This window comes from Allorhodopirellula solitaria (assembly GCF_007859855.1).
In the GTDB taxonomy this organism is placed as follows: domain Bacteria; phylum Planctomycetota; class Planctomycetia; order Pirellulales; family Pirellulaceae; genus Rhodopirellula; species Rhodopirellula solitaria.
Genome location: NZ_SJPK01000008.1, coordinates 198,662 through 212,938, shown reverse-complemented (window position 1 = coordinate 212,938; position 14,277 = coordinate 198,662). Strand labels below are relative to the sequence as shown.

Here is a 14,277-nt window from a genome sequence, read left to right as displayed (position 1 = left end):
TTGGGAGGGTCGAGAGACGAGCCTTCAGCGAGTTTCTCGGGGAGGGCTCAGTCACGATTGCGTCACGATTGACGCGTTCTCGCAGCACTCGGCGTACGACGGGGGCATGCCGTTTCTGAAATGGTTGTTTGCAAGACTTCACCCGCCCCCTGCGTTCAGGCTGAATCCCGGGTGATCTCCGAACTACTTTCGCAGCTCAGCCGCTTCGGCCTCGAGCTTGCTGATCTCGTTCTCGAGCTCTGCCAGTTCCGATGGATCATCGGCTTGCTCTTTCGACCCAGCCAAACGGGGGCGGAGTGTCTGCAGCTTTTTTATTGATCACGTCGAGTCGCTTCTTGGCTTTCTCGGGCGAAGAAAGGGTGTCCGGTACCGATTAGGTGATTGACCAGTCGTTGGCCGGGCGAAGAAAGGGTGTCCGGTACGAATGGCATTGTCTACGCTGTTTTTGACAGCTTTTGGCAAGCGACGGTCGACTTCCGCGCAGCACTGAGGGCCGCGTTCCTTCGCGGTTCAAAATTTCGGGCGAAGAAAGGGTGTCCGGTACCGATTAGGTGATTGACCAGTCGTTGGCCGAAGAAAAGGCGAAGGGGGTCGATTAAGGGCTCATCCGACGCAAGCGTGCGCTGGAGGTTTTCAAGGCATGGCTCCCGTATCCAAGGATTTATTTGTGGGATGTGATTATCAATGTTAGACTGGCACTGCCGGGAGAAACGGAGCCGAGCTCGAATGGCGTGGACTTAAGCGATTGCCGCGTGTGAAACATTCTTCCGTCGAGCTTGTCTCGGCGGAGGAATCAACTGGCAGCTACCGAAAAAATGCGAAGTAGAAACGGTGCTCCGTCTCGGGCTTGTCCCGGCGGTCACACGACTTGATTCGCTGATTCCGCCGGGACAAGCCCGGAGCGGAGATCGATCTGGCGAGGGCGTTTTGCAGGTAGCTTGCAGTTGCCGCTCCGCCCGGACAAGCCGGACGGAAGCGAAAACAGATGCCCGTGAAACTCGAGTAAAGCTGCTTAAGTCCACGCCATTCGAGCCGAGCTCTGCCGAGGTGCTGGCTTGGCAAGGGATATCTCGGTCGCCAGCGTTTCCCTGCAAAAGCGGTACGCCAATGGTGTTGTCGGTCCCTGGCGAGCGTTTGTTCGTCAGGGACGCATTTTTGAACGAGCATTGGATACCTCTGCAGAGCTCGGCTCCGTTTCTCCCGGCAGTGCCAGTCTAACATTGATAATCACATCCCACAAATAAATCCTTCGATACGGGAGCCATGCCTTGAAAACCTCGGGCGCACGCTTCCGGCGGATGAGCCTTAAAAGCAGGAGCGTGTCCGCACTCGATCCCAAGTCGATGGCTCCGGTCGCGAGCTCATCACGAGGGCGGTAACTGCCGCTCCAACGACGATCCCAGCGACGAAACTAGCCACCACCGATTCGGTTGGTCGCTCGGCGATACATTCATCGGCCCGCATGTAGGCGTACTGCGCTGACTCGCTCGCCCTGTGCAGTTGGTCGCTAGCCGCCTGACTGACACGGTCGACGACCGTCTCGCTGGGGGCGAACTCGGAAACCACTGATTCGACCTCGTCACTACTGGCGCCGACACGCTGCTTGACGAACTCGATCAGGTCACCGGAGTCGTTCTTGCATTCCGCCAGCTCATCACGATTGATCTGAGGCCAGCGTTCTGCGATCGCTTCGCGGACATATTCCCAATCGGCGCTCGATTTTTCTTCCGTTGCTACTTGATCTGTCATCACTGAATCTCTTGGTGGGGGAATGAAGGGAAAAGCGTCCGCGGCTTCAAAGTGCCAGACGGCAGCAAAACGCATTTAACATCGCGGGAGACTAATCGAATTCTACTCTCATCTCTCACGCAGTGCTGCAGATCGGAAGAGATCGTCTCCAGCATTACGATCGTCCTCGATGAGCCCTAAGCAACGCACGATCAATTTCTGTCGTAGTGGACGAGGCGACGAGTCCTGCGGCTTTGGACTCGTCGCCTCGTCCACTACTAAAACCGACATTTATTCATCGTGCGTTGCTAACTTGAGCACGACAACGCGACTCAAGTGCAGGGCCATCTAAATCCGCGGCTTTACCGGGACCCCACGCTAGGCGACTGGACCACGGCGTCCCATGATCAGGCCGATCACGAACAGCACCAAGAACACAACGAAGAGGATTTTTGCGATGGTGGTCGCAGTGCCTGCCACACCCAAGAACCCGAATGCGCCTGCGATCAATGCGATGACCAAAAAAGTTAAAGCCCAGCCTAACATGGCAGTCTCCCAATATTTGTAGTTGATTTTGCGGAGCCGTGTACGTCACTTCTCTCGCGTTCAATGGAAGCATTTCGCATTTGCTGTGCCAAACGTGATTGGATGCATCCAATTGCTGTCAAAAACCGGAAAACTACGTTTCTCATTGAATCAGTGGCCCGCCATCCGCTGCAAAACAACTGTGGTCCTACCATCGGGAGCACCAATTCATCCCATTGTCGCCAGACCTTGGTCGAATTCGTTCCACATTGACCGCTGCTGCGCCGCTACGCGAAACATTCCAATGCGGCGCGTCTTCCATGGTCGAAGGCTTCCTCGAAGAGCGCGATTCCACTCAGATCGGTGCAGGCAAAATGCACGTTTCCAACGGGCAACTGAGCAGCGTGACGGGTGGGATGAAAAATCGATCCAACGCGAGGACAGGGCATCGCGTGAGCCCAGATCATGGCATCGAGACGTGTGATCAAACGACGGATATCAGGATGAGCCAGTTCTAAATCCATGATCACGGTTTCAGCGATTTCCTCCCAAGTTCGACTCATGAGTCGTTGGCGAACTTCGGCGGGCTGGTCGGCGGGAATCGCTTGATACCAAGTCAGCACAGTCGGTCCATGGTCCATCCCAAGTTGATGCGTCGCGTTGACATAACCGAGCGATCCGGACGCCATGGTGACATTGTCCCAACTCATAGGAAACTTGGTTTCCCGCGGTCGCTCGCTCAAGTGCACATTAGCTACCAGCCACGATCCATACGAGAAAACGTTCGGCGGTGTCTCACGTTCGATGCCCAGCGACGACATCCAAGCTGCGTCGAGCATACGCGATGCGATGAACTGCGGCACCGCCACGATCACATGTTCCGCTGCTAACGTTGACATTGCTCCCGAGTGGCTGTCCATAACATCGATTTCCAACGCTGTGGTTTTCGACGACGCGTCCTGCGGTGAAATTCGCACAACGGCTTGGCCGAGTCGCAAACGGTTGCCCAGAGGAGCGGCCAACTGATCAACCAGAAATCCGTTGCCAGCCGGCCATGTCATCACATCCTGCGACTCTCCGCTAATCGGATCGATCCGCGCCGCAAAGTAGAACAGCCCCGCCCACGCACTCGTTTGGTCAGCATTCAATCCGTAGTCATCGCGACAGGCATAGTCGACCAACCAGCGTAGTGGCTTCGAATCAAAGTGATGAGCATCCATCCACTGCGACATCGAGATCCGGTCGAGTTCGCGGGCCTGCTCAGCGGTCGAACAATGACGCGTCGGAAGGATGAACAGCGGCCGTCCCTGAACATCACGCTGAGCCGCCAGCCGTTGTAAGTTCGCACGAAAGCGTTTTAGTTCCAACAGATCGGCCGGCGTTGCCACCGCTTCCGGATACAAACCACCCCACCACTGATCTGCAACGAAGATTCGTTCTTCGGGCTCACGACAGAGATACTGCTCCTGCACTTCCAAGGCTGCGTTGGAAGCTACTTTCAAGACGCCGCATTGGGATAGAAAGTGGACGAGAGGTTGATTGTCAGGTTTGGGAACGGGAAGATAGTGGGCCCCCCACGGAAACTGGAATCCTTCGAGGCTTCCACTGCGTGAGGTACCGCCGATCTCGTCTTCCAACTCCAGCACGACTATTTCTTCGACGCCCTGTTCGATCGCATGCCACGCGGCAGACAGGCCGGCGACGCCTGCGCCGATCACCACACAGTGATGCTTCTCCGAAGGTCGTTGCGGAGCTCGCGGTTTGGCGGCAAAGTCACGCACCTGGTGGCCGGCGCGGCGATCCTGAGAGAGCAAGCGACCTGCGTCAGGAAGGTCGCCAGAAACCCAGTCAGCAATCGAGTCGCAGCCTAACGTCGACGCAAAGAGGCCAACCGCCGACGCCCCAAACGCCATCTCGATCAGTTCTCGTCGAGAATGCTGCAGACGACGCCTGCCCATCTCAGACGGTTTCAATCAAAAGATAGGCGATGTAAGCACAGTACAGACCAACCATCACGAAACCTTCGACTCGCGTGACCACTTGATGCGTCCGCAACACGGCCCACGTCAGTACGGCTGCTCCAATCATGACGGGGATGTCGAAGAACTCCAACGACGGCGCCACATGCAGGCTGACCGGGGACACGGTAGCCGCGACGCCCAGAACGGCGAGGATATTCAGAATCGTACTGCCGACCGCATTGCCGATCGCAATCCCTCGCTCGCCCTTGAGCGTGGCGGCCACCGACGTTACGAGTTCGGGAAGCGACGTGCCGACGGACACGATGGTCAGTCCAATCACGGCTTCGGAAAGCCCAAAGTATCTCGCAAATGTGACCGACCCCGCGACGAACCATTCACATCCCAAGACCAAAGCGCCAACGCCAAGGGACAAAATCAGAAGCTGCAGCAGCACCGCTGCGGCACTCCGTGCCCAGGACGGTGCGGCCAGGGGCTCGCCGGCGACATCGTCAACAAACTCCTCAATGTCCTCAGATGTCTTTCGCTTGCCAAGTCGGTAGGAGATGGCGAAGTACACGACCATTGCCACCAACAAAGCAATACCATCGAATCGGTCGATACTGCCGTCGTATCCCACGACACCCATCGCGATGCAGACCGCGACCATCACGGGGGCGTCGAAATAGGTGATCTGACGCTCGACAGGCAGAGCCGCGACGATCGCACTCAGTCCCACGATCATCAACATATTGAACAGATTACTACCGACCACGTTCCCGATGGTGATGTCGGCCTGGCCCTGCATAGCGGTCGCCACACTTACGGCCATTTCAGGTGCGCTCGTCCCCAATGACACGACTGTCAAACCAACGAACAAAGGGCTCAGCTTCGCTAGAATCGCTAACCGCGAGGCTCCCCGAACAACACCCTCACCCCCGATGAGCAATAACAGCGAGCCCACAACGAGTTGTCCAACGGCAAAAAGCATGATGATGGAAATCGTTTGTAAGAGGGATTTCAAGCGGTGAAGTAAGCCGAGAGGGTTGCTCGACAAAGGAGCCTACCAAAGCCAATTCCTTTCGTCATCAGGCAGCGTCGCATTTCGCCGCCCAACCGGATATGAAGTACCAGCAGCGCATAAAAAAAGCCACGCAGCTTTCCAGTGCGTGGCTGAACAACATTCCGCAGATTCGCGGCGAGCCCTATCGGTGCCTCGGTACCCCGACCGATTTACCGGATCGGGGCACAGAGCAGAGCTGGCAGAGACTAGTCCGAAGAGTGGGAATCGTCCCAGAAGCCACCGAGCTGATGAATTGCCGAGTGCAAACGGCTCTTGACCGTGCCGACGGGAATCCCCAGCACTTCGGCTGCTTCGCGATACTTCAGACCTTGGTAGTAAACCAGTTCGACAACCTGCTGCATCGGCTGGCCCAACTTCGCAACAGCATCATGGACCCACCGGCCATTCTCCTCGCGGGAGGCCTCAGCAAGCGGATCGGCACTGGACCCAACCAGCTTTTCGGACCAACTGCCACCGCGGTCGTCATCTTGCCACGACCCGGGACGATCGAGACTCACCATTCGGTGGCGTTTATTGCGGCGCTGGACATCGATCGCTTGGTTGGTCGCGATTGCATACAACCAGGGCCGAAACCGGCGGGTGAGATCGAACTGTTGGCACTTCAAGTGGACCTGCAAGAAGGTGCCTTGGAAGGCATCCTCTGCCATCTCGGCATTGCCCATATAACGGCGAAGGTACGCGTAGATTTCGCGTTCATAACGCCGCATTACCGTTTCGTAAATCGCGCGGTCACCGCTCTCGCGATATCGTGCGATCAATTCTTCATCAGTTATTTCTTGCTCAGGAGAAGCCGGCTCGCTACCGCGGCGGAGTGAATCCGAGGGCCGCGGCGAGACGTTGATCGGCTTTTCTGGAGCAAGAGTGCTCGTTGAAAAGTTCATGGGTTCCGTCTGCTTAATAAAAAGGAATTAAAAACGGACAATACCGATTATTCGTGAAAAACACGCATCAGCAAAAAATGTCCGAAGAAGGTTAACTTCTCATTCAATAAATGCACGTACAGCATGATAACCCGCCAAACGGGTTAGCCCATTCACCACATTTTCAGCTTTGAGCAGCGAAATTTCGTCTCTTAAGCATAGAACGTCCGCAAAATCGGGCCAGAAATGGCTCGTTTCAACACGGCAAACCGACGACACATTATCGCGTCAGCATACGGAAAAGTCAACCATTCACCTTCAACAGGGGGGCACCCGGTGTCCCTAAATAAGCCGCCTCCTAACTCTCCTATCTCTCCTAACTCTCCTAGCTCTCCTAACTACTCACTCGCCTCATCGAGCTTGCCCGCGAGCAACCGGTCCGCTTCCGCAGTAGCCTCTTGCACCACGTCAGCGATCGCGACCGGATCGCCGCCCGCCTGTTTACTGGCAAACGCAGCTTGCATGAACGCATAGATCTCAATCGTCTCTTGAGCGTCAATCGGTGGCTCATGACTATGAAAGAACTCTGCGACCTGAACGAACAACGGTTCATAGCCTGAATACGGTCCGATTTCGGCGATTCCCTTGTCTCCGAAAGCGGTCCCGCCATAACCTCGTTGGCCAATTTGAATCCCCCGAAAGGTTCCGATCCGCCCGTCATCCCATTGCCCCACTGCGAGCTGGCAACTGTCGGTTTCGGTGTGCCGTACCGTTTGACACCCCGTGCCCATGCAGGTGAACAGGGTTTCGACCCCATGGATGCCGTACCAGAACAGGTCGACGTGCGATGGCTCCAGTGAGCACGGACTGTAGGCGCTGCATCCGATTACCCGCCCCACTTTGCCGTTCCGAATCGCTTGCGCGCCCTCGGTGTATCGCAGTGACGAAGCGGAAAACATCGGCACCTGATAGTGTTCGGCGGCCCGGAAGATCGCCACGGTCTCCGCCAAATTCGATCCTGTCGGCTTGTCGATGAACACGGGTTTGGACGCTCGAAAAACTGGCAACGCCTGTTCAAGGTGCAACTGTCCATCGTTGGTCTCGAGGAAGACACAGTCGACCTGGCTGAGCAGCTCGTCGATGGAATCGACAATCTTCACCCCTTCCTTTTCAACGGATTCGGTGATCGCAGGAATTCGGCTGGAGCTCGATTCAATCGTGCGGCTGCCGTAGGGGTACGCCGCAACAACACGGAAGTCATTGAAAATCTCGTTCTCAGGATTGGGATTGTTGAATATCTTGATAATCGCAGGCGAATGCGAAGTATCCAATCCAATGATGCCTAGACGCACAACCTCCGGTGACGACGTGGATTCGTCTGCCAAGACAGTCGGAGCGAACAGACTCAACCCGGACCAGGCGAACAAACAGACCAGGGAAGTGAATCGAGCGAAGGAGAGCGGCGTCCAATGCATGCGTGATACTCAAAAGGCGAGGGAGGCGGAATCGGGGAGGGGCCCGCGAAATCGCTGTCTCGTTTACATGACTGGAGTCGTGCAAAGCGGAGAACGCACGCCGCGGGGGGCACCGAGCGGCATGGCCGCCCGGTCTGGCGTGCAGTATATCCGCAATCAGCAGCGTCTGCTGGTGTTACGCCTTATGAGATTCGACCTTCATCCCAGCCGCGAGCACGAGAGCTCTGCTCACCAACTGCATCGCCGCCGATCAACACCCCGGTGCATGCCACTGGGATGTTGATCAACTCCAGATCGATATGCCGACCGGCGTCTAGACGCCGGCTAACGACGTCCCCAAAGTAATCCCCGGTGCGGGAAGACAGCTTGACCCTTGCAAGAAGACGTCGACCGCACGCGCCGCGCCACGACCTTCGTTGATCGCCCAAACGACGAGGCTCTGACCGCGCCGGCAATCCCCCGCCGCGAAGACACCCTCGACGCTCGTTGCAAACTTCCCGTACTCAGCCTGGAAGTTGCTACGGGCATCGGTCTCCACCCCGAGCGATTCGGGCACATACTGCTCAGGCCCCAAGAATCCCATCGCGAGCAAGATCAGTTGAGCGGGCCAGTCCTTTTCGCTGCCTTCGACTTCGCTCATCTGCCAACCGCCTTCATCGTTCTTGGTCCACTGGACCTCGACGGTTTGAATGCCAGCCAGTTTGCCCGCATCGTCGACCAAAAATTTCTTGCTGAGAATTTGGTACTCACGTGGATCCTTGCCAAATTTGGCTTCGGCTTCCTCGTGACCGTAGTCGACACGGAATACGCGCGGCCACTCCGGCCAGGGGTTGTCGGGAGCCCGGTCTTCAGCCGGTTTCGGAAGCAACTCGAAATTAACTAGTGAGCGGCAGCCATGACGGATGCTTGTCCCGATACAATCCGTCCCCGTGTCGCCGCCGCCAATGACGATCACATCTTTCCCTTCGGCACTGATGAACTGATCGCCGAGTTCGTCGCCGTGAACGCTTTGCTTCGTGTTCGCGGTCAAGAACTCCATGGCATAGTGAACCCCTTGGGCCTCGCGACCTTCGATCGGCAGATCGCGTGGTTTGGTCGCACCACAAGCCAACAACACGGCATCGTACTGATCCCGCAGCTCGTCTGTTGTGATGTCTTTGCCAACATTCACGCTGGTTCGGAACTCCACACCTTCCGCGGTCAGTTTGTCGACGCGCCGCTGCAGCACATCCTTGGACAGTTTCATGTTTGGAATGCCATACTGCAGCAAACCGCCGGGGCGATCGGCACGTTCAAAAACAGTCACGAGGTGACCGACTTTGTTCAGCTGATCGGCAGCAGACAAGCCTGAGGGCCCGCTGCCTACGATCGCTACCTTCTTGCCCGTTCGCGATTCCGGCGGTTCAGGCTTGATCCAGCCTTCCTCCCAGGCCCGGTCAACGATCGCGTTCTCGATATTCTTAATCGTGACCGGCGGGCTGGTGATTCCCAGCACGCAGGCGCCCTCACACGGGGCAGGACAGGTGCGTCCCGTGAACTCGGGAAAGTTGTTCGTCTTGTGCAGACGCTCAATCGCTTCCTTCCACCGGTTGTTATAGACCAGATCATTCCACTCCGGAATCAAGTTGTCGATCGGACAACCGCTGGCCGATTGGCAGAACGGAACACCGCAATCCATGCACCGGGCGCCCTGATCTCGCAGATGCTCGGTTTTATGCTCCGTATAAATTTCGTCATAATCATTGATCCGCACGACTGGCAGACGCCATGGCACTTTTTCGCGGTCGAACTCGGTAAACCCAGTGATCTTGCCCATGGTATTGATCCTGAAAAGATGAGGTAATTGAGAGGTAGTGAGCCGAGCTGCCTAAGCAGCCGGGTAGTATTCCTGTGAGCCGAGCTGCGTATGCAGCCAGGTAATATTCCTATGAGCCGAGCTGCGCAAGCAGCCGGGTAGTATTGCTGTCAGCCGAGCCGGCGTGAGCAGCCGGGTAACGCCCGTCACCCGGCTTCGCACCGCACACGGCCAAATCGTTTCATTGCAACGGCCTAGACCGTTGCGGCGACCGATTCGTCGGCTTGTTTCTGAGCACGCTCCTGCAGAACACGCTTGTAATCGATCGGCATGACCTTGACGCATTGACTGAGGAAGGTGTCCCAGTCCGCCAACACTTCGGCAGCCACGTCGCTGGACGTATATTCCTGGTGGCGTTGGATCATTGCCTTGACCTCTTTTTCCTCTTCAGCCGACTCGATCTTTTCGAGTTCGACGGTCGCGAGATTGCAGTTCAAGTTGAAGTCACCTTGGCGGTCCCAAACGTAGGCGATCCCGCCAGACATCCCGGCAGCAAAGTTCCGGCCGGTCCAGCCGAGCACGACCACGCGTCCGCCCGTCATGTACTCACAGCCGTGATCACCGACGCCTTCGACAACCGCATTGGCACCGCTGTTACGAACGCAGAACCGCTCGGCGGCGCGTCCACTGAAATAGGCCTCGCCGCTAGTCGCCCCATACAAACAAACATTGCCAACGATCACATTTTCAGCCGCGGCGAAGGTGCGTTCGCGAGGTGGGTAGACCATGACCCGGCCGCCCGAAAGTCCCTTGCCGACGTAATCATTGGCATCGCCTTCGAGTTCAATGGTCACGCCGTGAGCTAGGAACGCGCCCAAGCTCTGGCCGGCCGAACCGGTCAAGTCGATGTGAATGGTGTCGTCTGGCAACCCTTTCTGGCCGTGAACCTTCGCGATTTCGTGAGACAAGATCGTGCCGACGGTACGATTGATATTGATGATCGGAGAGACGATCCGCACCGGTTCTCCCGTATCGATCGCCGAGCGGGCCTCGCTGAGGATCTTGGTCATGTCCAAGGACTTTTCCAGCCCATGATCCTGTTTGCGCGAACAGATCACGCCAACATTCTCATGCGGCTTGGTGGCTGGTTGCAGGACGTGGGTCAAATCCAATCCGTCGCTCTTCCAGTGCTTGATAGCATCGTCAGTCATCAGGACGTCGCTGCGGCCGACCATCTCGTCGATCGAGCGGAAGCCCAGCTTGGCCATCAGGCGGCGAGCATCCTCGGCAACCATGAATAGATAATTCACGACGTGCTCGGGCTTGCCCGTAAACTTCTTACGCAGCTCCCGATCTTGAGTCGCGATCCCAACCGGGCAAGTGTTCAAGTGGCACTTCCGCATCATGATGCAGCCCAGTGTGATCAGCGGCGCGGTTGCGAAACCGAACTCCTCGGCACCAAGAAGAGCTGCGATCACGACGTCGCGTCCTGTCTTCAGTCCACCATCGGTTTGCAGAATCACGCGGCTTCGCAGATCGTTGAGAACGAGCACTTGGTGCGTTTCGGCAATCCCGAGTTCCCAGGGCAATCCAGCGTGTTTGATGCTCGTCAGCGGCGAGGCCCCCGTTCCACCGGTATCGCCGGAAATGAGGATGTGGTCGGCGTGCGCCTTGGCAACGCCCGAGGCAATCACCCCAACACCCACCTCACTGACAAGTTTGACGCTGACGCGAGCCGAGGGGTTGCTGTTCTTCAAATCGTGAATCAGCTGAGCCAAATCCTCGATCGAGTAGATATCGTGGTGCGGTGGTGGGCTGATCAATCCCACGCCGGGCGTGCTGTAGCGAATTCCGGCAATGTAGTCGTCGACTTTCTTGCCGGGCAACTCACCACCTTCGCCAGGCTTGGCGCCTTGGGAGACCTTAATTTGCAATTCATCTGCATTGGCCAAGTATTCGATCGTGACACCGAAGCGTCCCGACGCAATCTGTTTGATGCTCGACCGCTTCGAGTCCCCATTCTCCATCGTTTGGAAACGAATCGGATCTTCGCCGCCCTCGCCCGTGTTGCTCTTGCCGCCGAGCCGGTTCATGGCAACGGCCAAAGCCTCATGAGACTCAGCGCTGATGCTGCCGAGACTCATCGCACCGGTGCAAAATCGCTTGACAATGTCCTTGGCACTCTGGACCTCATCGAGCGGCAGGGCTGGCCCCGCGACACCTTCGCGGAAGCCGAATAGACCACGCAGGGTGCATCGATTGCGGTTGTCCTCGTTGATCGTGTGAGCGAATTGCCAGTAGGCATCTTCATTGTTGTTTCTCGCTGCGAGCTGCAGGCTCGAGATCGACTGGGGGCTCCAAGCATGCTTCTCACCCTCGGCTCGCCAGTGGAATTCGCCTAGGTTCGGCAGGGAGGGCAGTCGGTCGCTGGATTTCTCGGGGAAGCCGAGTTCGTGGCGTCGCAGCGTCTCTTCGGCCAGAATGTCGAACGAGACTCCCTGGATACGGCTAGCCGTGCCGACGAAGCAGCGTTCGATGATCTCGTCACGCAGGCCGAGAGCCTCGAAAATCTGGGCACCTTTGTAGCTCTGCAGCGTGCTGATGCCCATCTTGGCCATGACCTTGAGCATGCCCTTGCCGACGGATTTACGGTATCCAGCAACCACGGCATCGTCATCGCAGGCAGGCGGCAACAGACCGTCGCGGTGGGCCTGCCACAGCGATTCAAACGCCAGGTACGGATTGATCGCATCAGCCCCGTAGCCGATTAACAAGCAGTGGTGATGGACCTCCCGCGCCTCGCCGGTTTCGAGCACCAAACCCACCCGGGTCCGCTTGGCTTGAGCGACCAGGTGATGGTGAACAGCACCGGTGGCCATCAGCACACTGACGGGCACGCGGTCATATGATACCGCACGATCGCTCAGCACGATCAATTGGATGTTATCGTCACAGGCTGCCTCGGCTTCGGCGCAGATGCGGTCGAGCGTCTTCTGCAACCCGGCTTTGCCTTCGCTGCGGTCAAACGTGATATCGATCGTGCGGCTGTGCCAGCCCTCGTAATTGATATGTTTGAGCGTCGCAATCTCTTCGTTGGTCAAAATCGGATGGTCTACGAGCAATCGGTGGCAGTGTTGCTCCGTCGCCGCCAACAGGTTCTGCTCCGGACCGATGTAACATTCCAGCGACATGATCACCTCTTCGCGAATCGAATCAATCGCGGGGTTGGTAACCTGAGCGAAGAGCTGCTTGAAGTAGTCGTAGATCATCCGCGGTTTATCCGACAAACACGCCAGGGCGGAGTCGTTCCCCATCGATCCAACGGGATCCCGCGCTTGCTCGACGAGCGGGCGAAGCATGAAATTCATCGTTTCCGACGTGTATCCAAACGCTTGCATCCGCGGTAACAAGGTGCCCCCGTCAAATCCGTGCGGCTCCTGTTCAGGATGCAGGTCGGCCAAGCGAATGCGTTGCTCCTTGAGCCACTTTCCATAAGGTTTGCGGACAGCAAATTCTCGCTTGAGTTCCTCGTCAGGAATCAGACGTCCCTGCTCGAAATCGATCAAGAACATTTTGCCTGGTTGCAATCGCCCCTTCTCGCGAACGATCGACGGATCGACTGGCAAGACCCCGACCTCGCTCGCCATGATCACGCGATCGTCGTGGGTGATGTAATAGCGGCTCGGGCGCAACCCGTTGCGGTCGAGCGTCGCGCCGATGTAATGGCCGTCGGTGAACACGATCGAAGCCGGGCCGTCCCACGGCTCCATTAAACAGCTGAAGTACTCGTAGAATGCTCGCTTGTCTTCCGGCATCGTCTGATGCTTCTGCCATGCTTCGGGAACCATCATCATCATGGCTTCCTGCAGCGTACGGCCATTCATGAGCAGGAATTCGAGCACGTTGTCGAACGTTCCTGAGTCGCTCAGGTGTGGTTCGATCACCGGGAATAGATTCTTCAGCTCGTCGCCGAAGATCTCGCTCTTGGCCATCCCCTCACGCGCCCGCATCCAGTTCCGGTTACCACGCAGCGTGTTGATCTCACCATTATGGCTCATGAATCGCAACGGCTGAGCACGATCCCAACTCGGGAACGTGTTCGTGGAGAAGCGACTGTGGACCATCGACAGATGGGTTTCAAAGTCCTCGTCACGCAGGTCAGGGAAGTAGGGCATCACCTGAGCAGGCGTCAGCATACCCTTGTAAATAATGACTTTGGTCGACAGCGAACACACGTAGAAGACGAGTGCCTGTTCGAGCGTCTCGCTGCCGCGTAGTGCATGAGAAGCCTGTTTGCGGATCAGGTAGAGCTTGCGTTCGAACTCCTCTTCGGACAATCCTTCAGCTGCCTCGACGAAGAGTTGCTCGATCACCGGTTCACTCTGCCGCGCCGTCGGCCCAATATCCGCTGCGTCGGCTTGTTGTGGAACGTCACGCCATCCGATCAAGGTTTGACCGGTCTCAGCGATCAACTTTTCCATCGTGTCCTTGCAGATCTTGCGTTCAGCATCATCGGGCGGCAGGAAAATCAACCCAGCAGCGAACTTGCCAGCTTCCGGCAACTCCACACCGAGGTCTGACTTAGCAACCTTGCGAAGAAACTTGTGCGGTAGACCACAGAGGATCCCCGATCCGTCACCTGTGTTCGGTTCACAACCGCACGCACCCCGGTGATCCATGTTCTGCAGAATCGTATCGGCATCGATCACCGTCTGGTGACTCGGGATGCCTTTGATGTGCGCGACGAAGCCGACTCCACAAGCATCCTTTTCCATCTCGGGATCGTAAAGACCTTGGGCCGGGGGCAGGTGATATTGATTGAGTTGATTCATGGTGGTTTAGTTGCTGTTAG

At 57.0% G+C, this 14,277-nt stretch carries 8 protein-coding genes; all 8 read right to left on the bottom strand.

Annotation, left to right across the window (positions count from 1 at the left end):
* Positions 1-1,305: 1,305 nt before the first annotated feature.
* On the bottom strand, positions 1,306-1,749 hold the full coding sequence (locus CA85_RS16140) for a hypothetical protein (protein WP_146392361.1): 444 nt from the start codon (positions 1,747-1,749) through the stop codon (positions 1,306-1,308).
* A 357-nt stretch (positions 1,750-2,106) separates the two neighbouring features.
* Positions 2,107-2,274 (bottom strand): DUF1328 domain-containing protein, encoded by a 168-nt coding sequence (locus tag CA85_RS16135; protein WP_146392360.1) that lies wholly within the window; start codon positions 2,272-2,274, stop codon positions 2,107-2,109.
* A gap of 266 nt (positions 2,275-2,540) precedes the next feature.
* Complete coding sequence (locus CA85_RS16130; protein ID WP_146392359.1) at positions 2,541-4,211, bottom strand: flavin monoamine oxidase family protein; 1,671 nt, start codon at positions 4,209-4,211, stop codon at positions 2,541-2,543.
* 1 nt (position 4,212) lies between these two features.
* On the bottom strand, positions 4,213-5,202 hold the full coding sequence (locus tag CA85_RS16125) for a calcium/sodium antiporter (protein ID WP_146392358.1): 990 nt from the start codon (positions 5,200-5,202) through the stop codon (positions 4,213-4,215).
* A gap of 278 nt (positions 5,203-5,480) precedes the next feature.
* Positions 5,481-6,176, bottom strand: coding sequence for an RNA polymerase sigma factor (locus CA85_RS16120; protein ID WP_146392357.1), 696 nt, complete (start codon positions 6,174-6,176; stop codon positions 5,481-5,483).
* Positions 6,177-6,553: 377 nt separating this feature from the next.
* Positions 6,554-7,630 (bottom strand): Gfo/Idh/MocA family protein, encoded by a 1,077-nt coding sequence (locus tag CA85_RS16115; protein ID WP_146392356.1) that lies wholly within the window; start codon positions 7,628-7,630, stop codon positions 6,554-6,556.
* A 313-nt stretch (positions 7,631-7,943) separates the two neighbouring features.
* Complete coding sequence (locus CA85_RS16110; RefSeq protein ID WP_146392355.1) at positions 7,944-9,446, bottom strand: glutamate synthase subunit beta; 1,503 nt, start codon at positions 9,444-9,446, stop codon at positions 7,944-7,946.
* A 233-nt stretch (positions 9,447-9,679) separates the two neighbouring features.
* Positions 9,680-14,257 carry a glutamate synthase large subunit gene (gene gltB / locus CA85_RS16105; RefSeq protein WP_146392354.1) on the bottom strand — a complete coding sequence of 1,526 codons (4,578 nt, stop codon included), beginning with the start codon at positions 14,255-14,257 and terminating at the stop codon, positions 9,680-9,682.
* Positions 14,258-14,277: the final 20 nt, after the last annotated feature.